We start from the raw sequence: 21,373 nt of genomic DNA on the forward strand, positions 1-21,373 counted from the left end.
GCCGAGCGGATGGGAAGCGGTCCGGGGCATCGCCCGGCAGGGCGCCCGCAAGGAACGGCCCGATGCCGTCGGTCGCCCAGCGCCCATGGCAACGGGCAGGAGCACGCTCGCGACTGCGGCGGCACCGTCTCCGTCACGGACCGACGAGCGCCCGAGAGGTCCTCGCGGAAGGCGTCGACCACGCGGCGGTCGGCCTGACGCCCGTCGGCCCGCTCGTGTCCGCAGTCGCCACCGGTCCGTCATGAGCTGCTGGTTTCCGTCTCGACGTCTTCGGCGAGTTCGCCCAGCGCTTTCAAGAACGCGCCGAATCCGTGCGGCGCGCGCGGAGTGGTCCGTCCGGAGGTCATCACGGGGCAGGCGTCAGTGCGCAGTACGCGGGTGCCGGGTGGCAGTGCCGCGACGAAGGCGTGGTCCTCTCCGTACGGCACGGCGGGGAAGCCGCCGGCGCGCAGGTAGGTGTCCGCGCGGATTCCGAGGTTGGCTCCGTGCACGTGGGGGTGTACCCAGCCGGGTCCGTCGCGGCCGGCGAAGTAGTGCGCGTCGTGCAGCGCCCGCACCGGTGGTGCGAGAGACGGGTGGGGGGCGATGCGGACGGTGCCGAGCAGGCACTGCCATCCCTGGAGGGCGTGGCGCAGGTGGTGGGCGAGCCAGTCGGACGGGACTCGGCAGTCGGCGTCGGTGGTGGTGATCCAGGTTTCCTCGGGGCGCGTTCCGCAGGTCTGCAGAGCTCGGGCCACGGCGGCGGCCCGGGAGGCACCGGCCATGCGGTGCGAGACCTCCACCACGTCCGCTCCGTGCCGGGCCGCCGTGGCCGCGGTGGCGTCCGTGCAGGCGTCCGCCGCGACCACGACCGTGCAGGGCGGCAGCGGGGTGAGGTTCCGGGCGCGGTGGATCGAGTCGAGCGCCGCGGGAAGGGCCGCGGCTTCGTCGTGTGCCGGTACCGCCACGACCAGTGCGTTGATCGTGGCGGTCACACCAGGCCCTCGGCGGCGGCCGGTGAAGGTGGCGAGGTGCCGTCGGACAGGGGCCGGGTGTACGTGCCGAGTGTGAAGTCGGGATCGGCGAAGCCGGGTCCGCTGACGAGCCCGGGCACGGTCTCCAGATACGGGTGCAGCTGCTCGCCGGTCAGCCGGTGCTCGGGTACGGGGTGGTTCCAGTGCACGGTCACCAGCGAGCCCCCCGGCTCCAGGGAGGCGACGGTGCGGTGCAGGACCTTCCGCAGCTGGGTGTCGTCGAAGTAGTACAGCAGCTCGGACAGCACCACGAGGTCGAAGCGGCCCGTGGGCCACTGGTCCGGTACGACGAGGTGTTCGACACTGACGTGCGGATGGTCGCGGTTCCGCGCCGCCGCCGTCTCCACGGCTCGTTCCACCCGGTCCGCCGCCACCACCTCGTCGCACCGTTCGGCCAGCATCCCCGTGAGCACTCCGGCGGAACAGCCCGGTTCGAACGCGCGGCGGTAGCGGCGCCGGGGCAGGGCGGCCAGGGTCAGCGCGTACTTGCGCCGCTCGTACCAGCGGTTCGCCAGGTCCCAGGGATCGGACGCGTCCGCGTACATGCGGGCGAAGTAGCCTCCCGGCGTGGAGGAACCGGTGTCGCGCACCGGTGGGTCCGCGTCCTTCATGCGGTGTCTCCTTCGACGAAGACGGCCTCGAAGAGGCGTTGGTGGTGGTCGAGTTCGTCCGGCGGCAACACCACGCCCGGGTGGTCGGCGAGCGGAGCGATCTGCGTGCGGAAGCACCGGACGGCGGCCTTCTTGCGGCTCAGCAGCTCCGTGGTCAGCGGCAGGCGGCGCAGGCGGTCCCAGGGCACGCGTGCGTCACCGGGAGCGGCCCAGTGCCACATCCACACGGGGTACTCCCACAGGGGAACGGCCGCCGTCGCCGCGGCCTTCCCCGCGGCCCGGCCCGTCGCCTCGTGGTCGGCGTGCAGGTCGCCGCTCCACGGAGCCACGCACAGCCCCGCGCCCGTCTGCCGCACCAACTCCTCCACCCGCGCGGCGACCAGATCCTCCGCTTCGTCGACGCGCGTGTCCGCGATGCCCATCCGGTGCCGGGAAGCGGAGCCGAGACCGAGCACGTCCAGCGCCTCGGCCAGTTCGCCCCGTCGTACGCGAGCCAGTTCGGGCGGAGGCAACACCCGGCTTCCGGGATGGGAGGCCTCCCCGTCCGTCACGGTCAGCACGTGCACTTGCCGTCCCTCCGCCGCCAGCCGGCCGGCGGTTCCTCCGAATCCGAGGACCTCGTCGTCGGGGTGGGCCGCCACCACGAGCACCGGTCCGTCGGGCGGTACCGCCTCGGACCGACGTTCCCGCGCGGCCCATGCGGCCCAGACCTCCTCGGAGGTGCCCGCGGCATCGATGGCGTCGGCGGCCCGTCGCCGGTCGGCAGAGTGCGCGGGGGAAGGACCGGTGGCGGGCTGCTCAGCCATCGGTCCCCTCCTTCGCGCCGACCGCGTCCGTCGTCTCCTCCGTCACCAGACGGCCCAGCGCGGCGAGATCGCGTTCGGCATGGTGCTGGCGGATGTAGACGGTGAGGTCGGCGACCCGCTGGGCATGTTCGGAGTCGTGGCACAGCGGCCCCGCACCGAGCGCCCGGCCGACCTCGTCCAGTACGCGCGCACAGACGTCGGCCACCAGGGCGCGCACCCGGGCCGCGCGCAGCCGGGCGGGCGGCCCGTCCTCCAACGGATCGGCGTCGATCTCGGAGGCAGCGACGTCGATCGCCCACTGCGCACTGTGCAGCAGGACGTCCACGGCGCCCAGGTGGGCCGCCACCAGCGGGTCCTGCACGCGGTGACGTGCCGCCGCGAACAGCGCGTCGGCGACGCCCCGGGCGCCGCCCAGCCAGCACGCGGCGACTCCCACTCCGCCGTGGGCGAAGCCGGGGCGCCGCAGGTACGCGTCCACGCCGCCCGTCGCCCGTGCCGGCACCGCCGTGAACCGGACGTCCGGGGTGTCGCTCCCCGCCATGCCGACCGCGCGCCACGTGCCGGCGACCGGGGCGTAGCCCGGGTGGTCGGTCGCGACGGCGAACAGCCGGTGGCCGTCGTCGGTGTCAGCGGTGACCAGAGCGTGCGTGCAGGTGTGTGCACCGGAGCAGTACCCCTTCAGCCCGTCGAGCAGCCAGCCGCCGTTTCCGTCCGGACGGGCACGCAAAGTGGTCCCGGGCGGCCGGGCCGCCCACACCCCCCAGCGTTCTCCCACCGCCGGCGCGGGTGCGCCGAGCTCGTGCAGGATGGCCGTGGCGTCCGCGTGTCCTTCTGCCAGCCGAGCGAGCGAGAGGTCTGCCCGGCCGAGCGACTGCAGCGCTGTGAATCGTTCCCCCGTCCCGCCCGAGCCGGGCAGCGGCAACCGCCCGGCTCCGTCTTCCACCCATCGGGCGAAGCGCTCGGCGGCGACGCGCCCCGCCGCTTCGACCGAGTCCGGGATCCGGCCGGAGTTCTGGGATGTCAGAGAGGTCACCATGACCTACGGGTACACCCGAAGTCCGTTCTCATGCATCACGAACACACCATCTTGATGGTCCGCTCGCGCGCCCATGACGGGTCACCGGCCGTGCGGGACGGCCGACAGCACTTCTGCGACAGTCGGAGTCGGTCCACCGCCATTCGGATGCGATCGACGTTCCGTGTCCCACCGTCCTCCCGGAGCGCACCGGTGGCGGGCCGGCAAGGCTTACGGAGCCACCGACCGGCCCGCGCCGCGCAGGATTCGGGGCTCACGGGATCGGGGTGAATCCCCGGTTCCGGGGGTGCGGGCGGTGATTTCCACGTCGATGCCGAGGGGGCGGCGTGCTCGACCAGGTGCCGGCGGCCGCCGCCGTCCGCCCAGACCTCGCAGGTGCCGACGTCGCTTCAACACGGTTCCTTCGCACCACCGCAGACCGAGTGCCCCCAGGCGCGCGGCCGCCGCGCGGGAAGCACGCCGGGCCACGAGGGCCGGACGTCCCGGGACGAGACGGGAACAGGACCCGACCCGCCCGCCGTCCCGCCGCCCACACGCCTGTTCCTGGACCAGAAGAGAGGCATCGCCGAGAGGGGTCGGGGAGCGTTGAGGCACCGCTGGTGCGCTTCGCGTCAGGCGGTGCGGGGCCGAGGCCGTCCGGTCGGGAGGAGTCCGGCCTCGGTGCGGAGTCAGGGCCTGCGGCTCATCAGGCCGGCGGGGGTGTCGGGGATCAGCCGCGCCAGGTCGTAGGTCGTGGGGAAAAGGTCGGCGGCCACCATGAGGAGCTGCAAGGGCTGGTCCCGCAGTCCGGTCACCGTCGTCCGGCGGTGCGGGACGGGCGCGAAGAGCAGGCGCAGGCCGGCGACATCGGTGAAGGACAGGTGCTCCAGGTCCCACAGCAGGCCGGTCACGCAGGGAGGCAGCCGGTCCACGGCCGCGCGGAGCGAGGGCAGGGTGTCGAGGTCGATCTCCCCGTACGGGGTGATGCGAGCGGTGGCGTCGGTGATCGTGGTGGTGATGTTCATGCGGGGCGCGCCCCCTTCCCGGGGGTTGATGAGCCCACAGACGAAACGCCCCGAATCCGCGAGGGAGGAGGGGTGGACGACGATGGCGGGATCCGGGTGCCCGGAGTGGGGGCGATTCCCGTATCCCAAAGGCCGACGCCCGTGGCGCCGGCCGGTCTCGTGTCCCTTCAGCGTCCCACACCTGCCCTCACGCGTGAAGCGGTGCAGGTCACACGGTCACCGGCGCGGGCCGGAAGGGGTGTTTCCACGGCCCGACACGCTCCCCGCCGGCCGGGGGAACCGGCAGTGGGGAGAGCGCGGGAGAGTGCGGCGGGCGCGTCCCCCTTACCGGCTCGGGCGCGCCGGCCCGTAAGGGCGGTGACACCGTGGACCGATGCATGTGTTCGAAGTGAATGCCGGGCTGGTGACGGGCAGCGGTCCGGGGTCGGCGCCGAGGACGTCGGCCCCTTGATCGTGCTCGCCGGTGACTGCGGTCGCTGCCCGGGCGGCCCGCCCCTCCGGCAGTCCGGTGCCACAGGCCCCGGGGTCGGGAAGGCGGCCTGTGTGCCGAAGAACCGGAGTCGGAGCCGGGCATCACGCGCCGTCGCCCCATGCGGCCGGGGCGGCCGTGTCCTCCACCCGCGGCCCGGCGTCCCGGCGGATTCCGCCCGGCGGAGCGACCGTGGGGTCACCGGCGCGCTGGTGCTTCGTTTCGTTCGGGGTAGCCGATCATCGATGATCCGGGACGACGACAGGCGGCCGTGCATGGGTGATGGTGAGGACTTCAGCGTTTTCTACGCCCGCTGGCGTCCGGAGGTGCGGGTGTGGGCGCGGGGGCGGTTGCGGGACGAGCACGAGGCGGAAGATGTCGTCCAGCAGGTCTTCATTGCCGCCTGGCAGTCCCGGGACACCTACCGTACGGGTCGTGGCACGGTCAGGGCCTGGCTGTTCGGTATTACCAGTCACAAGATTCATGATGCTCTCGATGCGCACTACCGTCGGCAGGCCCGCCAGCAGCGGCTTGCCGAACGCACCCTTCCGGAGTACGTCGAGGACGCCATGGCGCAGGAGGTCGCCGGACGCCTGCACGCCGACGGGCTCCTGCGTTCGCTGCCGCCCTCTCAGCGCCAGGTGCTCCACCTGGTCTATCACCACGGATACAGCCATCAGGAGGTCGCGGCCCAGCTCGGGATGCCGCTGGGCACGGTCAAGAGCCACGCGCGGCGCGCCCTGCGGCGCCTGACGCGCCACCCCGCTGTCGCGTCCGCGTCCTTGTCCGTGTGAGCAGGGCGGGGACGGTGCCGCTCAGTGCGCTCCCGTTCGGGTCGAGGTCTCGCGGGACCGGTCCGTGCCGCGTGTGACGGTTTTGCGCCATCTCGTCGATTTCGCGGGTGAAGCGCCGGGCGGTCTCCCGGTCGGGGTTTCCTGCCACGACCGGACACAGCGCGCGCCGTCGCCCTCCTGGACCCGGTGGGCGGGGTCGCCGGGGCGCGGGTCGTACAGGACGTGCCGGCCGGTCCGCAGGAACCGGCTCCTGGCCGTCTTGCGGTCGCCGGGCCCCGTGCCGGTTGCCGGTGGCGGCCGAACAGACCGCGGGCCTTCTTCTTGCGCGCCGCTCGCTCGGACCCGCCGGCGCCGGAGGAGGCGGGAACGGCCGCCCGGAGGCGTTCCGGGCCCGGGCGTGCGGGCGAGTTCGTCACGGCGCTGAAGGCCTGGGCGGTCGCCGGGGCACGCCTGGATCGCGCGGAGAGCGGCGCCGTCGCCGGGGTTCGAGGAGCGGGCCCGTGCCCGGCCTTCACGCGGGCGACGCCGACGGTGCCGGGCCGTGCGGGGCGTGAACACGGGGCTCCGCGGCGGTGAGGCCGCGCGGTGAAAGCCCCCACCGGTGATCCGATGAGGGCTGCGCGCTTCTCCGTGCAACGGAAGGGGCGGAAGACGGGGGGCTTCAGCCGCCCGGGGTGACGACCTCTCCGCCGAGGCCGACGTACACGGTGTCGAAGACCGGGCGGTGTTTGAGGTCCGTCAGGCCGCTGTAGCGGCGGTAGTTCGCCGCCGTGTCGGCCGGGTTGTCGTTCTTCTGGCGGATGAGGAGGGTGGTGGAGCCGCCGCCGTCCAGGTTGATCGCGTCCATCACGCCCAGCTGCGTCAGCGGCCTGGTGACGTCCGCGAAGAAACCGCCGTCGTAGACCGTGATGTCGGCCTCGCCCGTCACGGGGTTCTCGTCGCGGGGGCCGGTGAGGGTCGCGAGTACGGTGCGGCCCCGGTCGTCCACGCCCACGACCGTCCGGGAGTCCTTGCAGATGATCTGCTCGCCCTGGCTCACCAGGCGCGCGCACGACGTCGGGTTGCCCTGGGCGTCACGGTTGCCCGGGAACTTGTTCACCCCGTTCATGATCAGGCGGTGCCCGCCCGAGACGATGTCCACGGACTCGTCGAGCGGTATGTCACGGCCGTCGAACGTGTCGGTGACCTTCTGCTCCAGCGTGAGCTTGGCACCCGCGGCGTACATCTCCTTCAGCCACGCGGTCGGCTGCGTACCGACGACCTGGAGGACGTGCTTGCCCTTGGGAACGTCCTTGCCGCCGCGGACGGTGCTCCAGGTCGAGGGCCGGGTCAGACTGCCGTCCGGCTCGATGACGACCTCGAAGCCCTCGGAGTTGTCCGAGCCGATCGCGGGGTTCAGGTCCGGCTTCGGGGTCTTCATCCCGTACCGGTCGTTGAAGAGCACGAACTCCGTCGGGTCCTGGTAGACGGTCATCGACCGGCCCTCGGAGTCGGTGTACTTGCGCCCCTCCGCGTCGTTCGGGTCGTCGGGGTCCTTGTCGCCGACCCCGTCCGTCTCGTCGCGCGGGCAGGCCAGTGCGCCGCCGGGGTTGCGGTTGACGTCGTCGACGACCTGCCGGACGGGTCCCCCGGCCGCCGGGGCCCGGTCGCTGGTGACGGCCATGCTCGTCGACACCTCCGTGATGTACGGGATGCCGTACTGGAGGACGAGGGACCGGCGGCCGGCCTTGTCGGGGTTGCAGGCCGCGCCCAGCAGGACCCCGTCCCGGACCGTCGCGCCGTAGCTCTGCACCGATTCCTCCTCCCCCGCGGCGGCCTGGGCGTGACGGCCCTCGGGAGAGAAGAAGCTGCCGTTGATCCCGGCGACGGGGAGGTTCTTGTTGCGGTTGAGCTGGTCGCGGACGATCTCGGCGTCGCCGGCGGCACGTCCGTACGAGCTCTCGATCCGCAGGGCGCCCCCGGCGGGGTCGATGCGCAGGACGTTGAGTTCGCGGCGCGGCTTTCCGTGGCGGAGGTCGCCCGGCGGCGGGGTGGTCTCCCGGTAGCGGAAGTGCTCGACGCCGGGGGCGAGGACCTTGTCGCCGTCCGCGTCGGTGATCGCTTCCCAGCCGGCCAGCGGCGGGGCGGCCGTGGTGGCGACGGCGGCGAGGGGGCCGGGAAGGGTCACGGCGAGCAGGGCGGTCGCCAGGGCGGTGACGCCGGCCAGCGCGGTACGGCGGGTGCCGCTCCCGGCGGTGCGGCGGCGGACCGTGTTCACGAGCAGTCCTCCTCGGCGCTGAACCGGTGGGAGTTGAAGGTGTTGGCGTGGCTCCCGCTGATCGAGGTCGCGTCGCCCGGCAGCACGCGGAAGGGCCGGTCCGCCGCGGTGAGCCGGTCGAGGTGCTTGGTGTAGAAGCACGCCGTCTTCTCGGTGCGGTTCACGACCGACTCGACCTGGTTGGCCCAGACGTCGGGGTGGTAGGCGCGGTAGTCCTGGGTGACGCCGGTCGTCCGGCCCCGGCCGGACGGCTCCTGAAAGAGACACAGTGTGTCGTCGGCGCAGCGCTCGAACCCGGTGAAGCAGTGGCCCTGCGAGGGGGCCAGCTTGTGCGAGTTCACCTTGCCGCCGAGGTTCGGGGCGAGGGCCGCCAGATTGCCCTTGGCCCCGGGCGCCACGGCCTTCACCTCACCTCCGGAGCGGGACTCGGCATAGAGGCAGGCCCAGTAGGGCGAGTTGTTGTACAGGGACTCGGCGCGGTCGCTCCACGCGCCGTAGGACTGGGCATCGGCGTTCGCGGTCACTCCGTACGCGTGCACCGCGTCGCCCTCGTCGCTGACGCCGTCAGCGGCACTGTAGAGGCAGAGGGAGGCGGTCGGACAGGCTTCGTAGCCGGCGGCACTCGCGGGCCAGGCCACCAGCGCCGATCCGAACAGCGCCAGGACGCTCGCCGTCAGGACGGCGCGCAGTGTGGTGATCTTCAAGATTCTCCTACGTGGGTTGCGAGGCGTTCGCACGAGCCAGGTCCGGCAGGACCCGTGACGGACCCAGCCGCACCGCGGTGAGCGGCACGCGGCGTGTGGTCGCAGCGCGCGGCGGGAACTGCGCGTACGCGGCCGGCGAAGGGACGACATCGGCAGCGAGGCGCGGCGCGGGCCGTGTGAACAGGCACATTGTCGTTCGCTCGGGTACCCGGGACAAGTGGCTTCGTCAATGAGCGATGCGCAGGACTCAACGGGTCTGCCCCGGGTGCGAGGGGCTTTCCGTCGAACCGTGCGACGAGGGTCTGTCCGGTGAATCGTGCCGGGTGGCCCACCGGCGCGGGATCGCCGTACCGACCCGCCGGACAAGGAGCCGGGTGCGGCAGGTTGGGGCCGTCGACAAATCCCTCGACACGGGTTGCGGTGATCGGGGACGCTTCGCCCGATGACGAGAATCGACGACACACCGCCCGCGTGGGACGAGCGCACCCAGCTCACCACGTTCCTCGACTACGCACGGGACACCGCCCGTGCCAAGTGCGAAGGCGTCTCCGCGGAGAACGCCCGCAAGGCGCTCCTGCCGGGTTCACCGCTGATGACCGTGAGCGGAGTGATCAACCACCTCCGCTGGGTCGAGTACTACTGGTTCCAGGTGGTCTTCCTCGGCGAGGAGGACCGGGCCCCCATGACCGACGAGGACCCCGACCGCGAGATGCGGATCGCCGTCGACTTCCCGCTCACGCAACTGCTCGACGAATACGCCGAACAGAGCGCCCGCTACCGCGAACTGATCGCCGGGAACGACCTGGACGAGCGATCCCGAAGAACCATCCGCAACGGCCTCCACGTCGACCTGCGCTGGATCCTCCTCCACCTCACCGAGGAGACCGCCCGCCACAACGGCCACCTGGACATCCTGCGCGAGATGCTCGACGGCACGACCGGCTGCTAGGGCCTGTCCGGCGACGTTCACCCCGTTGGCGAGGTCTGAGCCGTCGATGCGGACTGCGCCCCATGGAGTTGATCGCGCAGGGCCGGGATGCCGATGTGTGCCCTGGATGGGTCCAGGGTGCCGCGGCGGTACCGGTACGGGGGCCCGCCGGTCTGGAGCCACGCTTGATGACGCACCTTGCGGCATGTGGGTGTCCGGTGGCGCGGGTGTACGAGATCACCGACACGGACATGGTTCTTGAGCGGCCGGCCGGGCCGACGATGCTGGATGTCCTGGCCCGGCGCCCGTGGCGGGTGGGTGCTCCCGGCCGTGAGCTGGGCCGCCTGCACGACCGGCTGCATGCGCTGCCGGCGCCGGAGTGGCCGCCCGGGCGGTTCGGCACGGCGGACGGTGACCGGGTGCTGCGCCTGGACCTGCGTCCAGGCGACGTCGTTCTGACCCGGCGGGGCCCGGTGGTGATCGACCGGTGCAATGCGGGCGCTGGTGATCCGGCTGCCGACGTGGCCATGACCATGGTGACCGTGGGCAGTGCGGACGTGCCGGGACTCGCCGCCCGCCTCGGGCGGGGGCCGTTGCTGCGCGGTATCCGCAGCGGCTGCCGGACCGACCCGGCCGGACGGATCCGGGAAGTGGTCCGGGCCAAGGCCCGGCTTCAAACGGGCCCGCTCCGCGTTTGCGGGATCTCCCTGCCCGTGAACATGCCGACGAGCCGGAAGCGAAACGGTCGCACGATCCGCCGGACCGACCCTAGGCACCGCCCCAGGTGTCACCGGAGTCCCCTCCACCGCCATGCCGCCACGGCTCCTCCGTCCCGAAGCGGACCCACAGCAGGTAGGCGCCCGTGCCCAGCGCCAGCAGACCGACCGGTATGACGACTGCCAGCAATACGGTGACCACCACGCCCGCCTCCTTGACCACGTCTCGGCGACCCGCAGGGCGCACAATGGGCTCTGCCGTCAACTTAACCGCAAGGATCGGAGGTTGACCCCCTGATGCAATTCCTCGTCGTCATAGGCGCGTTCGCAGGACTCCTGCTCATGTCCCTCCTCCCGATGCTCGTCATCGGAGCGCCCAAGGAGTGGTGCCGCACCTGCAAGCACCAGAGTTACGACCACAGGGACGGCACTGGAGGATGCACGGGAGACGACTTCCCTGCCGGTGAGTTCACGCCGAGCGGCACCTGTCCGTGCGGGGAGTACGTGCCGAACAGAAAGCCCCGATGACCGCGCTGAGCGTGGTCGGCGTACGCGCGTCACCACATCGTCGGTGTGCTGCGCGTCGCCTCCGTCGTCGGACGCGACGCGTGACCGCCGGCCGGGCGAACGAGATCGCCACCGACGAGGCCGTCCTGGGCATCCTGCGCGCCACGGGCCTTTCCGATCCCGACGCCGTCCGCATCTACCAGGCCTTCATCGACCAGACCCTCGCCTTCGCCGCTCTCGACGCCGCCGGCCTCGCCCTGCCCCCCGCGGCCCGCGCCGCCGACGAGGAGGTCTGGCACGCCACCTACGCCCGCCTCTCCCCCGACACCCACCCGCACATCGCGGCCACCGCACCCCTGCTGGTGGCCCGCATGAACCACAGCGCCTACCCGACCGCCCTGGAGATGCTGCTCGACAGCGCGGCGGCAACGCTCCGGACGGACTGAGCCGACCGTCACGCCCGGGGCGGTCCTTGCGGGTCGGAGTTCGTCACACGATCTTGTCGATCGGCACGGGTGTCCCCCGGTCGTGAAGGTCCCGGAAGCAATACCGTGCGGGCCGTCAGCGAGCGTGGAAGCCGGTGCAGCCCAGGCGGCGCCAGCGGCTTCGGTCGTCGCTCTCGGCGTGGTAGACGACGACGGTCCAGTCGCCGGCCGCCGTCACCGCCGGTGCCCCGGCGAAGTCGGCGGGGTAGGCGAGTGCCGTGCGTTCCGAGGCGACGCGCACCGGTGCGGACGTGTGACCGAATCCTTCGGTCCCCGGCGGTTTGACGCCCACCACCACCCGGTACGGCCCGGCGCCCTCCGCCGACAACCGTACGTCCGCCGTCCTCGCGCCACTGCGGTACGAGACGGACGTCGACGTCGAGCCGCGAGCGGGTCCTTGGGGCGGACGATCGCAGTTCCCGATCCCCATCCGCGCCTCCTCGGTGTCGGCGGAGATCTTCCAGCGCACGTCTTCGGCGGCGCCGTCCCGCGCCGGGTCCGGGCCGATGTCCAGGCTCCGGCTCCCCTCCAGGGTCCAGCCCCCCGCACTCGTACCCGTCGTCCCGCCGCCGGGCTCCTGGGCCCGAGCGCCGTCCTCGCCGCCGTTCCGCGCCCACCACCGGGTCGTGGTGACGCCGGCGGTGGCGACCACCGCCGTCAGGAGCGCCGTGGCCATCGCCCTCCTCAGGGGGAAACGCCGTCGCGGCGCCCCTTCGGGCAGGGTCTGGGGCAGGGTGTCGCCCGGGGCTTCGCAGCGGGCGGCGACGTGGGCCGGTGCCGGGCGTGCGGCCGGGTCCTTGGCCACGCAGGCCCGCACCAGAGCGAGGAGTTCCGGGTCGTCGCCGGCCGCTCCCCGGAGGTCGATGTCCTCGTGGACGGCCCGGTAGGAGACCGCCTCGGCGGCGCCGCCGCCGAAAGGGGGCCGTCCGGTCAGCGCGTACGCCATCGTCGCCCCGAGCGCGAACACGTCGGCCGCGGGAGAGACCTCGTTGCGCAGCAGGACCTCCGGTGCGGTGAAGCCGGGGGTGCCGGGCGCCGTGCCGGTCGCGGTGAGCCGGGTGTCGTCCGCGCCCCGGGCGATGCCGAAGTCGATCAGCCGCGGGCCGTCGGGCCCCAGGATCACGTTCTGCGGTTTCAGGTCCCGATGGGTGACGCCGTGCGCGTGGACGCCCGCCAGGGCGCGGGCCAGCTCCGCGCCCAGTGCCCGGACCCGTACCGCCGGGAAGGGGCCTTCCGCGCCGATCGCCTGACGGAGCGTGGGCCCGGCACGTACTCGGTGGCCAGCCAGTACGGCGGTTCGTCCAGCGACGCGTCGACCAGGCGTGCGGTGCGGGCGTCACGGATCGTCCGGACGGTGGCGACCTCGCGCCGGAACCGGGGCAGGGCCTCCGGGTGTCCCACGATCTCCTCGCGGATCACCTTGACCGCCACCAGCTCGCCCCGCGCCGACCGGGCCAAATACACCTGGCCCATGCCGCCGGCTCCGAGGCGGCCGACGAGTGCGTAGCCGCCTATGTGCGAAGGGGCCTGACCGGCCTGCAGTGGGTTCACACCGCCGTACTGTAACGACGGAGGCACCGGACGGGGGCCGCTCGCGGAACCGAACCGGCGTGCTGTTCCGCGGCCACGGCGTCGTAGTCGCCGCCGCCGTACGTGCGGGTGCGGCCCGCCGGCCCGCACCACTCGCCGAGCGTCAACGCAGGCAGGACGACCCGTGTCGGCGAACCTTCTGGTCGGCGGCTCGGCTTCTCGCCGCCCGGTCCTCGCGCCGTCCGTGCCCGGGCTGTCGTCCGACTCGCCTCGCGCCCCGGGCTCGTCGAGGATCACGCGGTACGGCCTGGTCCGGACCCGTGTCGTACCTCCGTGGTACTCATGTGCCATGAGCCAGTTCCGCGACTTCAACCTCAAGCTGCTCGTCATCGAGGAGCTCATGTACGGCCCCGAGCCGCTCCTCCCGGTCTACGACCTGCCCGCGCAGCTGGCCGAGCGCGGGATCGGCGACCCGGCGTCCTACGTCCTGGAGAACGGCCTCCACGCGGAGGTGCTGCCGGAGGCCCGGGCCCATTTCGAAGCCCTGGAGATCCCGGCCGAGCTGCTCGCCCGCGTCGAGGAGCTGTGCTTCGACGCTGGGGCGGACGTCTTCCGGCACTGCGCCCCCGCCTGGGACGGCGAGGACGACCTGTTCGACGTCCGCTCGCTCGACGACCTCGCCCTGCTGCCCAACCTGCGGGAGGTCACCTTCGTGGAAGACGGTGTCCTGGCCGTTCCGGACGCGGCGGAGGTCTTCGCCGCGCGCGGCGTCGACACCGACTGATCCTCCGGCACCCGTTCGTCACCCAGCTCCCCGGCGGGGCCCCTCAGGGGCCCCGCCGGGGAGCTGGTCCGGGGACTTCCGATCGGGTCCATCCCCTCGGGCGTGAAGAGCAGAGCCCGGCTCCGGGCCGTTCGTCATGCCCCGCGTCCGTCCGGTGCTCAGCCCTGGGCCCGGCCTAGCGCGTGCTCCACCGTCGTGTAGGTGACCCCGTGGTCCGCCAGGGTTTCGGAGACGACTCCCGGGCGGGCCGTCAGGGCCAGGAGGAGGTGTTCGTCGCCGATCTCCTTTTCGCGTCGGCCGAGGCAGACGCGGAGGGACTGCTCCAGCACCTTCTTGCTCTCGCGGGTGAAGGGGCGGCGTTTCGAGCCTCGGGGCCGGCGGTCGGGGCCGGCGGTAAGGGCGCCGGGGCCGTGGGCCTGTTCGACCCGTGTGACGATCTGCGTCACGTCGATGCCGAGGTCCGCCAGCGCGTCCACCTCGACCGCCGAGAGACCACCCCTGCGGCGGGCCGCCGTGAGCGCGGCCTCCAGGGACGGGCGCCGCTCCGTCGCTCCCAGGGTCCGCAGTACGGAGGCCGCCCTGGTGTCCTCGGCGTCGAGCAGCGCCAGGAGGAGGTGTTCCCCCGTGACCGCGGGCGCGCCCTCGCGCTCGGCCACCGCCACCGCTCCGGTCACCACCGCCCTCGCGCCCTTCGTGAACCTCTCGAACATCAATGCCTCCCGTGCTTCTTGTGGACGGCCTGGCGGCTCACGCCCAGTTCGGCCGCGATCTCCTGCCACGACCAGCCCTGGGCGCGCGCGCTGCGCACCTGGACGGCCTCCAGCTGTTCCAGGAGACGCCGGAGCGCGGAGACGGCACGCAGTCCGATCCGTGGATCGCGGTCGCCCGCCCGCTCGGCGAGATCGGTCGCATCACTCATGACGTCAACTTACGTTGACATGCGACGCGTGTCAACCATGGTTGACGCGAGGGGGGTGCGGCGCGCACGGCTGAGGGGCGTCTCCGTCTGCGGAGGCGCCCCTCAGGCACGGTGGATCAGGGATCAGAAGACGCTGACGCCGTAGGCGCTGAGGGCTTCGGTGACGGGCTGGAAGAACGTCGTGCCGCCGCTGGAGCAGTTGCCGCTGCCGCCGGAGGTCAGGCCGAGGGCCGTCGTCCCGGAGAACATGGCGCCGCCGCTGTCGCCGGGCTCGGCGCAGACGTTGGTCTGGATGAGGCCGTAGACGACGTCGCCGCCGCCGTAGTTGACGGTGGCGTTGAGGCCGGTGACGGTGCCGCCGCGCAGGCCGGTGGTGCTGCCGCTGCGCTGGACGGACTGCCCGACGTAGGCGTTGCCGGCGCCGGTGATGTCGCGGTAGCTGCCGTTGTAGAGGTAGACGCGCCCGTCCGCGGCGGAGGCGTTGGAGTGGCGGATGATGCCGTAGTCGTTCGTCGGGAAGCTGGTTCCGGCCCGGGTGCCGAGGACGGCGGTGTTGGCGGAGTTGGTGTACCAGGTGCTGCCGCCGTTGGTGCAGTGGCCGGCCGTCAGGGCGTAGTAGGTGCTGCCGCTGCGGACGTTGAAGCCGAGGGAGCACCGGCCTCCCCCGCCGTAGATGGCCTGGCCGCCCGCGATGAGCTTGTTGATCTTCCCCGCGGTCCGCTCGATCCTCAGGTTCCCGGCGTTGTCGCCGGCGGCCTTGCGCAGGGTCACGATCTCGGCCTGGGAGACCGTGGAGTCGACGGTGACGACGACCTTCCCGGTGGCCCGGTCGGTGTACCAGGCGGAGCCGGCCACGTCGGCCCGGAGGACGGCGTCGCTGGTGGAGGCCAGCGCGACGGCCGAGGCCTGCGCGGTGCCGGCCTGCTGCGCAGAGGAGGTGGGGGCGGTCAGGGCCGAGGCGGCCACGAAGGCGCCGAGCACGGCGATCAGCCGGCTGCCCCGGACGATCCTGCCACGACGGGACGAACGGTTCACTGCATCCTCCGGTGGGGGTGATCGGGCCGCTGGGGTGAACGGCCCGTGGAGCACGAATCGGCGGCGGTGGCCGCCATGAACCTGTCAACTGCTTGGGGGAATCATTGACTCCGTGCCGGGCCGCCACAAGGTGCCCTTTCAGCCGCTCTACGCGCGTCCGCACCACGAGGCGAATCCAACAGGATCGAACAAATAGCGTCTGAGGGTTCACTGGCGCCTGAAGAGCCGTCAGTAAGTTGCAGAAGGCTTTTGCGATCCAGAACTCCGCTCCGCCTTCCGGGACCGGTCCGCCGAGGCGGGAGGAGGCGGAAGACGCAGCTCCGCTCGGATGCGGCTTCGCCGACCCCGCACTCCGGGACCGGGAAGCAATCGGACACGGGCGCAACGCCCGAGAGGTGTACGGAGCCGTGGACGCGGCCGCGCAAGCCCCCTTCCCGCCGCCTCGAACTTCCAGGTCCAGACGCCGAGAACGGAGAAGCGATCACGCCGGTCGCGCGCGTACACGGCAATGATGGGCATTCACCCGATCTGCCAGATGGCTGAATTCATACGTCCGTAGGCATGACAGGGGCCGCACCGCGCCCGGGCCGTCCGTTCCGTACGCGGGACGATCGACACCTCTCCGGCGCGGGGCGCGCCGAGCCGTACGACAGGTCCTCCCGGGCGATCCGGGGGTCGAACGCTCCGCGCCTCGGCGTGTGATGCGAACAGAAGAAAACCACTTCACACATCTATTCCGTGAGCCACGCGGCCTGCTAGAAGAGTGACTCCCCCTCACCTCCAAGGAGCTCCTTGTCATGCGCGCAACCAAATTGAGATGGGTTCTGTCCGCGCTCCTGGCCGTGCCGGCCGTCACCGTGGGCCTCGCCCAGCCCGCCTCCGCCGCGTCGGCCGGGGAGCGCTACGTCGCGCTCGGTGACTCCTACTCCTCGGGGGTGGGCGCCGGCAGCTACCTGTCCGACAGCGGCAGCTGTCAGCGCAGCAGCAAGGCCTACCCGTCCCTGTGGGCGGCGGCCAACGCCCCGGCCTCGTTCTCCTTCACCGCCTGCTCGGGAGCGACGACCGGCACGGTCAAGAGCGGTCAGCTGGCCCCGCTCAACAGCTCCACCACGCTCGTCAGCGTCACCGCGGGCGGCAACGACGTCGGTTTCGCCGACGTCATGCAGACCTGTGTGCTGCAGAGCGAGGCGACCTGCGTCAACGCGGTGAACAACGCCATCGCGCAAGTCAACGGGACCCTTCCCGGCAGCCTCTCGTCGCTCTACTCCACGATCCGCAGCCGCGCGCCGCAGGCCCGCGTGGTGGTCCTCGGCTATCCGCGCTTCTACCAGCTGAACGGCAACTGTGTCGTCGGCCTGAGCGAGACCGAGCGCGCCGCGATCAACCGGGGCAGCGACGCCCTCAACGCCATGCTCGCCAAGCAGGCCGCCAACGCGGGCTTCGCGTACTCCAGCGTCGTGGACGAGTTCACCGGTCACGAGATCTGCTCCGGCAACGCCTGGATCCACAGCGTCACGGTGCCCGTCTCCAACAGCTACCACCCCACCGCGACGGGTCACTCCGGCGGGTACCTGCCGGCCTTCCGCTCCGTCGCCTGACCTCTCGTACGCAACCCCTCTTACGCGATCCAGCGGGGTGTGGCCTCGTCGGCGGAACCGCTCACCGGGTGCCGGTGAGCGGTTCCGCCGGTACTCCGGCGGGTCGGGGTTCACCCCCGGAGCGGGGTTTCGGGGCCGTCCGGCCCGCCCCGCTCCCCCGCGGCCGTCACGGGCAGTTCGCGCCGTTCGGATCCACGACGCAGCTCACCTGCCAGTCGGTCCAGGAGCCGTCGGAGCGGCGTATCCGGAACCAGTAGTTGCCGTCGCCGCCTATGGCCGCGATGGAGAAGTTCAAGGGGCTGTCCTGGAAGTAGTCGATCTCGACCCGGCTCTTCACCCAGCCGCCCATGGACGTCCAGCCGTTCCAGGAGCCGTCGGTGCGGGTCCAGTTCGTCCACACCCCGTGATCCGTGCCGACGACGAACTCCTGCTTCGTCCCGTTGGGGAACCTGGTGGTCGTGACGCCGTACTCGCAGAAGTACTTCTGCCCCTTGGTCGTGCAGGAAGTCGCCGCCTGTGCCGGTGCCGCCCCGGCGCCCACCCCGGCGAAGGCGGCCAGGGCCGCAACCGCCGCGAGGGCACTCTTGATTCCGCGCATGTCCGTGTTCCTTTGCCGAGTGGCGTGGTCGTGCCGGGGAGGGGGCGGGCCGGCACCTCCGGCGTGACCCGGCGCCCTCGGCACTCCCCGGCATCCCCCGGCGAGTCACCATCCTCGACCTCTCCCCTCACGTCCCGCTGGGGATCCGCTTGCGTTCGTCCGGGACGAGTCCTCCCGCGAGCCGATCAGGTGCACAGATGGGGCTATTCGCCTTTTTCTCGCGATTCGTAGAGTCGGGTGCGCAGAGACCCCATGAGACGGCGAACCAGAACTCCTCAGGTTGAACACAATTCCATCACAAACGTCGATGGTGGCATTTTCGGCCATCCGGTGGCTCATAGGCTTCGTTCGGCTGCCACGTCGACCGCGTGCGGCTCCGGGTACCAGGCCGCGCGCGCGTGCACCGGTCGCTCGGCGTGCGCGGCAGGACCAGACATGAGTGGGATTCCGTCCGGCGGGCGCGACGTGGCCGTGGTGCTCGGCACCCGCCCGGAGATCATCAAGCTCGCGCCGCTGATCCGGCTCCTCGGGGAGCGGGCGCGCATCGTGCACACCGGTCAGCACTACGACAGCTCCCTGTCGGGCACGTTCTTCGCCAACTTCGGCCTGCCGCATCCCCACCTCCTGCTCGACGGCGCCACCGGGCCGTGGGGGCGCGGGGACCAGATCGGCTCGCTGACGTCCGAACTCGCGCGGGCCTTCGTCGCCGACCCGCCGCGCGCGGTCGTCGTACAGGGCGACACCAACAGCACCTCCGCCGGGGCGCAGGCCGCGCACTACTGCGGCATACCCGTCGTGCACGTCGAAGCGGGGCTGCGCTCGGGGGACAGGGCGATGCCCGAGGAGATCAACCGGCTCGTCGTCGGCGTGCTCGCCGACGTCCACTGCGCCGCCACCGACCGGGCCGCCGCCAACCTCCTGGCGACCGGAACGGCGCCCGAGCGGATCCGCGTCACCGGCAACACGGTCGTCGAGGCCACCCTGATGTCCTTGCCCGCGCCCGGGGAACGCGACCGCATCGCCCGCGAGCACGGTGCCCACGGGCCGTTCGTCCTCGCGACCGTCCACCGCCCCGAGAACACCGACAGTCCCGAGCGCCTCCGGGCGCTGCTCACCGCCCTCGCCGGGATCGGCGAGCGGGTCGTGATGCCGCTGCACCCCCGGACCCGCGCCAAGGCCAAGCAGTTCGGGCTCGACGACCTCCTGGACCGGCTCGACGTCATCGACCCGGTCGACCATCCCACCTTCCTGACCCTGGCCGACCGCGCCCGGCTGCTCGTCTCGGACTCCGGGGGCGTCCAGGAGGAGGCCACCGTGCTCAAGAAGCCGCTGCTGGTCGTCCGCACCAGCACCGAACGGCCCGAGGCGGTCGCCGCGGGGTTCAGCCGTCTGGTCGAGCCGGGCCGGCCGCTCCTGGACGCCGCCCGCGCCGCGCTCGACGACCCGGACCTGCACGCCCGGCTGGCCGGCACCGCGTCCCCGTACGGGGACGGCAGCGCCTCCCGGCAGATCCACGCCCTGGCGACGGCCCTCGCCGACCGCGCGCCCCTGCCCGGCGCGGCGCCGGTCCGCTGACCCCGCAGCAGCCGGAGCGCGCCGCGCGCCGGTGACCAGCGGAGCCCCGCCGGATCGGCCGGCAGGGCTCCCCGACGAAAGGAGGACCCGTGTACGGGTCGGTAGGAAAGGGCGCCGTGGGCGCCGGAGTGGTGGTCGGCGGAGGACAGCTCGCCGTGACCGGCGGGATGCCCGGCCTCGTCGTGACCCTGCTCGCCGCCGCCCTCGTGGTCGGCGGGGCCCTGATGATGCGCTCCGCCCGCCTCAAGGCCGCCAGGGCCTGACCCGGGCCCGGCCGGTCCGGCCGTCGCTCACCCGCCGGCCGGACCGGCCCTCTCCGCAGCACCCGCCCCTCTGGAACCAGGAACCTTCGTGACGTCCTCCGAGCCCTCCGGCCTGCTGGGCCTCCTGGCCGACTTCAGCCTCGTCCTGAGCCTCTTCTTCCCCCTCTACCTCCTCGGCCTGGTGCTGCCGCTCCTCGTGCGCCGCAAGCGCAGGCACGGCAAGGCGAGCGACTACCAGTGGCACCTGTTCGTGCCGTGCCGCGACGAGGAGGCCGTCATCGGGGACACCCTCACGTATCTGCGCGCCTCCTGCCCCGAGGCGCACATCTGGGTCATCGACGACGACTCCGAGGACCGCACCGGCGAGATCGTCCGGCGGGCGGCGGCCGTCGACCCGGGCGTGCACCTCGTCCAGCGGCGCCGACCGAACGCCCGCCTGGGCAAGGGCGAGGCGCTCAACGCCGCGTACGACACGCTCAGCTCGCTGCTTCCGCCCGGCACCGACCGCAACCGCGTCGTCGTCGGTGTCTTCGACGCCGACGGCCGGCCCGCGCCGGGCTGTCTGGACCACGTGGCCGCGCGCAGGTTCTTCGGGCGTCCGGACATCGGCGGCGTCCAGATCGAGGTGCGGATGATGAACCGCGGCGAGCGCCGGCCCGCCCGGGGCAAGGGCGCCGGCCGCAACTTCTACAGCCGTCTGCTCATCCGTATGCAGGACCTGGAGTTCCGCGCGCCGGTGGCCGCGCTCCAGCACGCCCGCAAGACCTCCCGCACCGTCTGCCTCGGCGGCAACGGGCAGTTCGTCCGCCTCTCGGCGCTCGACGACCTCGACGCCGAGCGCGGCCGGCCCTGGACCGGGCGGCTCCTGGAGGACTTCGAGCTCGGCATCCATCTCATGCTGGCGGGCTGGATCAACGCCTTCTGCGCCGACACCCACGTCGAGCAGGAGGCCCTGTTCGACACCAAGCGCTTCCTGACGCAGCGCACCCGCTGGGCCCAGGGGGTCATGCAGTGCGTCGGCTACATCCCCGCCATCTGGCGCAGCAACAAGATCCCGAACGTCGGCTTCCTGGAACTCACCTTCTTCCTCAGCCAGCCCTGGCTCCAGCTCATCGGCGCGCTGCTCTACCCGATCCCGCTGATCGCCCTCGTCGCCTCCTACAGCCGCCACCCCGAGGCGGCCGCCGCGTACCTCGCCGACGGCGGATGGCGCGGAATCGTCCTCTACGCCGCCATGGCCCTCGGCCAGTTCGTGATCTGGGGCCCCATCTACCGGCGCAAATGCGAGCCCGGCACCGGCTTCTGGCGCTCCCTGGGCTGGGGCCTGACCTATCCCTTCTACCTGCTGTTCCTCTACGTCGTCTCCTGGCGCGCCGTCGGCCGCATGATCAGCGGCCGCAACGGCTGGGCCAAGACCCGCCGCAACGCCGAGGCCCCCACCGGCGGCCCCGTCGCCAAGGAGGCCTGACCGCGGTGCCACCCGGCCGGTTCACCCGCCCGGCGGACCCGGCTCGCGGTCGATCCTCTCCGCGGACTCCAGCGGCTCGGGGGGCAACCGGCGCCCGGCGCCGAACACCTCGATCCCCAGGAGACGCCCGGCCGAGTCGTGGTCGAGCACCGCCGTATCGTCCTCGGCGGGCACCTGCCGGACGGCCTCCCCCGGCGCGATCCCGTCGACGAGACAGATGTACGCCATGTCCGCCGAGGCGTCGCATTCGACCCGCATTGCCGCCTTTCCGCC

General features: G+C 72.3%; 22 protein-coding genes and 1 pseudogene. 8 read left to right on the forward strand and 15 right to left on the reverse strand.

Translation table 11 applies throughout. The annotated features are described in order from the left end of the window. Positions 1 to 239: 239 nt before the first annotated feature. The 5 genes from ACIQD7_RS06930 to ACIQD7_RS06950 all read right to left on the reverse strand — a co-directional run bounded on the left by ACIQD7_RS06930 (position 240) and on the right by ACIQD7_RS06950 (position 4,470). On the reverse strand, positions 240 to 974 hold the full coding sequence (locus tag ACIQD7_RS06930; protein ID WP_402440172.1) for a glycosyltransferase: 735 nt from the start codon (positions 972 to 974) through the stop codon (positions 240 to 242). Next, positions 971 to 1,624 carry a class I SAM-dependent methyltransferase gene (locus ACIQD7_RS06935; RefSeq protein ID WP_402440175.1) on the reverse strand — a complete coding sequence of 218 codons (654 nt, stop codon included), beginning with the start codon at positions 1,622 to 1,624 and terminating at the stop codon, positions 971 to 973. Before ACIQD7_RS06935 ends, ACIQD7_RS06930 begins: the two co-directional genes overlap by 4 nt. Beyond that, positions 1,621 to 2,430 carry a PIG-L deacetylase family protein gene (locus ACIQD7_RS06940; protein WP_402440178.1) on the reverse strand — a complete coding sequence of 270 codons (810 nt, stop codon included), beginning with the start codon at positions 2,428 to 2,430 and terminating at the stop codon, positions 1,621 to 1,623. The genes ACIQD7_RS06935 and ACIQD7_RS06940 overlap by 4 nt, the downstream gene beginning before the upstream one ends. After that, positions 2,423 to 3,466: an acyl-CoA dehydrogenase gene (locus tag ACIQD7_RS06945; protein WP_402440181.1), complete on the reverse strand. Its 1,044-nt coding sequence runs from the start codon at positions 3,464 to 3,466 to the stop codon at positions 2,423 to 2,425. Before ACIQD7_RS06945 ends, ACIQD7_RS06940 begins: the two co-directional genes overlap by 8 nt. Positions 3,467 to 4,134: 668 nt before the next feature. Continuing rightward, positions 4,135 to 4,470 (reverse strand): hypothetical protein, encoded by a 336-nt coding sequence (locus ACIQD7_RS06950; RefSeq protein ID WP_402440184.1) that lies wholly within the window; start codon positions 4,468 to 4,470, stop codon positions 4,135 to 4,137. A gap of 714 nt (positions 4,471 to 5,184) precedes the next feature. Here ACIQD7_RS06950 and ACIQD7_RS06955 point away from each other — a divergent pair. Next, positions 5,185 to 5,733 carry an RNA polymerase sigma factor gene (locus ACIQD7_RS06955; protein WP_402440187.1) on the forward strand — a complete coding sequence of 183 codons (549 nt, stop codon included), beginning with the start codon at positions 5,185 to 5,187 and terminating at the stop codon, positions 5,731 to 5,733. A gap of 661 nt (positions 5,734 to 6,394) precedes the next feature. On the opposite strand, the gene ACIQD7_RS06960 is transcribed toward ACIQD7_RS06955, so the two are convergent. Both ACIQD7_RS06960 and ACIQD7_RS06965 read right to left on the reverse strand, forming a co-directional pair. Continuing rightward, positions 6,395 to 7,990 carry a phosphodiester glycosidase family protein gene (locus tag ACIQD7_RS06960; protein ID WP_402440190.1) on the reverse strand — a complete coding sequence of 532 codons (1,596 nt, stop codon included), beginning with the start codon at positions 7,988 to 7,990 and terminating at the stop codon, positions 6,395 to 6,397. After that, the gene (locus tag ACIQD7_RS06965; RefSeq protein WP_402440193.1) at positions 7,987 to 8,694 is read right to left on the reverse strand and encodes a peptidase inhibitor family I36 protein; all 708 of its coding nucleotides are present in this window, start codon (positions 8,692 to 8,694) and stop codon (positions 7,987 to 7,989) included. Before ACIQD7_RS06965 ends, ACIQD7_RS06960 begins: the two co-directional genes overlap by 4 nt. A 442-nt stretch (positions 8,695 to 9,136) precedes the next feature. Here ACIQD7_RS06965 and ACIQD7_RS06970 point away from each other — a divergent pair, with 442 nt between their 5' ends. Then, on the forward strand, positions 9,137 to 9,643 hold the full coding sequence (locus tag ACIQD7_RS06970; protein WP_402440196.1) for a DinB family protein: 507 nt from the start codon (positions 9,137 to 9,139) through the stop codon (positions 9,641 to 9,643). Positions 9,644 to 10,390: 747 nt separating this feature from the next. On the opposite strand, the gene ACIQD7_RS06975 is transcribed toward ACIQD7_RS06970, so the two are convergent. Continuing rightward, positions 10,391 to 10,540, reverse strand: a complete 150-nt coding sequence (locus ACIQD7_RS06975; RefSeq protein WP_158718995.1) for a hypothetical protein — start codon at positions 10,538 to 10,540, stop codon at positions 10,391 to 10,393. Between the two features lie 412 nt (positions 10,541 to 10,952). Between ACIQD7_RS06975 and ACIQD7_RS06980 the strand changes: the two are divergent. Then, a pseudogene (locus ACIQD7_RS06980) lies at positions 10,953 to 11,291 on the forward strand (TetR/AcrR family transcriptional regulator C-terminal domain-containing protein); the annotation flags it as partial. A 115-nt stretch (positions 11,292 to 11,406) separates the two neighbouring features. Here ACIQD7_RS06980 and ACIQD7_RS06985 read toward each other — a convergent pair. Further along, positions 11,407 to 12,573, reverse strand: coding sequence for a protein kinase (locus tag ACIQD7_RS06985; protein WP_402441366.1), 1,167 nt, complete (start codon positions 12,571 to 12,573; stop codon positions 11,407 to 11,409). Beyond that, positions 12,465 to 12,881: a hypothetical protein gene (locus ACIQD7_RS06990; protein WP_402440200.1), complete on the reverse strand. Its 417-nt coding sequence runs from the start codon at positions 12,879 to 12,881 to the stop codon at positions 12,465 to 12,467. The genes ACIQD7_RS06985 and ACIQD7_RS06990 overlap by 109 nt, the downstream gene beginning before the upstream one ends. Before the next feature lie 328 nt (positions 12,882 to 13,209). Here ACIQD7_RS06990 and ACIQD7_RS06995 point away from each other — a divergent pair, with 328 nt between their 5' ends. Then, positions 13,210 to 13,644 (forward strand): DUF6892 domain-containing protein, encoded by a 435-nt coding sequence (locus ACIQD7_RS06995; RefSeq protein WP_402440203.1) that lies wholly within the window; start codon positions 13,210 to 13,212, stop codon positions 13,642 to 13,644. A 158-nt stretch (positions 13,645 to 13,802) separates the two neighbouring features. Here the strand turns inward: ACIQD7_RS06995 and ACIQD7_RS07000 are convergent, their stop codons facing one another. The 3 genes from ACIQD7_RS07000 to ACIQD7_RS07010 form a co-directional block, all read right to left on the reverse strand. Then, complete coding sequence (locus ACIQD7_RS07000) at positions 13,803 to 14,354, reverse strand: Clp protease N-terminal domain-containing protein (protein WP_402440206.1); 552 nt, start codon at positions 14,352 to 14,354, stop codon at positions 13,803 to 13,805. Beyond that, positions 14,354 to 14,563: a helix-turn-helix domain-containing protein gene (locus ACIQD7_RS07005; protein WP_078968169.1), complete on the reverse strand. Its 210-nt coding sequence runs from the start codon at positions 14,561 to 14,563 to the stop codon at positions 14,354 to 14,356. The genes ACIQD7_RS07000 and ACIQD7_RS07005 overlap by 1 nt, the downstream gene beginning before the upstream one ends. A 123-nt stretch (positions 14,564 to 14,686) precedes the next feature. Next, positions 14,687 to 15,598 carry a S1 family peptidase gene (locus ACIQD7_RS07010; RefSeq protein WP_402440210.1) on the reverse strand — a complete coding sequence of 304 codons (912 nt, stop codon included), beginning with the start codon at positions 15,596 to 15,598 and terminating at the stop codon, positions 14,687 to 14,689. Between the two features lie 797 nt (positions 15,599 to 16,395). On the opposite strand from ACIQD7_RS07010, the gene ACIQD7_RS07015 reads away from it, so the two are divergent. Beyond that, positions 16,396 to 17,196, forward strand: a complete 801-nt coding sequence (locus tag ACIQD7_RS07015; protein ID WP_402440212.1) for an SGNH/GDSL hydrolase family protein — start codon at positions 16,396 to 16,398, stop codon at positions 17,194 to 17,196. A gap of 166 nt (positions 17,197 to 17,362) precedes the next feature. Here the strand turns inward: ACIQD7_RS07015 and ACIQD7_RS07020 are convergent, their stop codons facing one another. Next, the gene (locus tag ACIQD7_RS07020) at positions 17,363 to 17,794 is read right to left on the reverse strand and encodes a hypothetical protein (protein ID WP_402440215.1); all 432 of its coding nucleotides are present in this window, start codon (positions 17,792 to 17,794) and stop codon (positions 17,363 to 17,365) included. Between the two features lie 435 nt (positions 17,795 to 18,229). Between ACIQD7_RS07020 and wecB the strand changes: the two genes are divergently transcribed. The 3 genes from wecB (at position 18,230) to ACIQD7_RS07035 (ending at position 21,100) form a co-directional block, all read left to right on the forward strand. Next, positions 18,230 to 19,369: a non-hydrolyzing UDP-N-acetylglucosamine 2-epimerase gene (gene wecB / locus ACIQD7_RS07025; protein WP_402440218.1), complete on the forward strand. Its 1,140-nt coding sequence runs from the start codon at positions 18,230 to 18,232 to the stop codon at positions 19,367 to 19,369. Positions 19,370 to 19,458: 89 nt separating this feature from the next. Beyond that, on the forward strand, positions 19,459 to 19,632 hold the full coding sequence (locus ACIQD7_RS07030) for a hypothetical protein (protein WP_161371850.1): 174 nt from the start codon (positions 19,459 to 19,461) through the stop codon (positions 19,630 to 19,632). Between the two features lie 88 nt (positions 19,633 to 19,720). Beyond that, positions 19,721 to 21,100 carry a glycosyltransferase gene (locus ACIQD7_RS07035; RefSeq protein WP_402440222.1) on the forward strand — a complete coding sequence of 460 codons (1,380 nt, stop codon included), beginning with the start codon at positions 19,721 to 19,723 and terminating at the stop codon, positions 21,098 to 21,100. A gap of 21 nt (positions 21,101 to 21,121) precedes the next feature. Here ACIQD7_RS07035 and ACIQD7_RS07040 read toward each other — a convergent pair whose 3' ends face one another. Beyond that, positions 21,122 to 21,358, reverse strand: coding sequence for a DUF2283 domain-containing protein (locus ACIQD7_RS07040; protein WP_402440225.1), 237 nt, complete (start codon positions 21,356 to 21,358; stop codon positions 21,122 to 21,124). Between the last annotated feature and the right edge of the window lie 15 nt (positions 21,359 to 21,373).

The sequence above is a fragment of the Streptomyces sp. NPDC093071 genome (assembly GCF_044754545.1).
Classification (GTDB): domain Bacteria; phylum Actinomycetota; class Actinomycetes; order Streptomycetales; family Streptomycetaceae; genus Streptomyces.

Coding starts and splice junctions, on each gene's coding strand:
- ACIQD7_RS07015 (WP_402440212.1), top strand. CDS start 16,396: ATGCGCGCAACCAAATTGAGATGGGTTCTGTCCGCGCTCCTGGCCGTG.
- ACIQD7_RS07040 (WP_402440225.1), bottom strand. CDS start 21,358: ATGCGGGTCGAATGCGACGCCTCGGCGGACATGGCGTACATCTGTCTC.
- ACIQD7_RS06970 (WP_402440196.1), top strand. CDS start 9,137: ATGACGAGAATCGACGACACACCGCCCGCGTGGGACGAGCGCACCCAG.
- ACIQD7_RS06995 (WP_402440203.1), top strand. CDS start 13,210: ATGAGCCAGTTCCGCGACTTCAACCTCAAGCTGCTCGTCATCGAGGAG.
- ACIQD7_RS07000 (WP_402440206.1), bottom strand. CDS start 14,354: ATGTTCGAGAGGTTCACGAAGGGCGCGAGGGCGGTGGTGACCGGAGCG.
- ACIQD7_RS07005 (WP_078968169.1), bottom strand. CDS start 14,563: ATGAGTGATGCGACCGATCTCGCCGAGCGGGCGGGCGACCGCGATCCA.
- ACIQD7_RS07020 (WP_402440215.1), bottom strand. CDS start 17,794: ATGCGCGGAATCAAGAGTGCCCTCGCGGCGGTTGCGGCCCTGGCCGCC.
- ACIQD7_RS06940 (WP_402440178.1), bottom strand. CDS start 2,430: ATGGCTGAGCAGCCCGCCACCGGTCCTTCCCCCGCGCACTCTGCCGAC.
- ACIQD7_RS06955 (WP_402440187.1), top strand. CDS start 5,185: ATGATCCGGGACGACGACAGGCGGCCGTGCATGGGTGATGGTGAGGAC.
- ACIQD7_RS06945 (WP_402440181.1), bottom strand. CDS start 3,466: ATGGTGACCTCTCTGACATCCCAGAACTCCGGCCGGATCCCGGACTCG.
- ACIQD7_RS06935 (WP_402440175.1), bottom strand. CDS start 1,624: ATGAAGGACGCGGACCCACCGGTGCGCGACACCGGTTCCTCCACGCCG.
- wecB (WP_402440218.1), top strand. CDS start 18,230: ATGAGTGGGATTCCGTCCGGCGGGCGCGACGTGGCCGTGGTGCTCGGC.
- ACIQD7_RS06950 (WP_402440184.1), bottom strand. CDS start 4,470: ATGAACATCACCACCACGATCACCGACGCCACCGCTCGCATCACCCCG.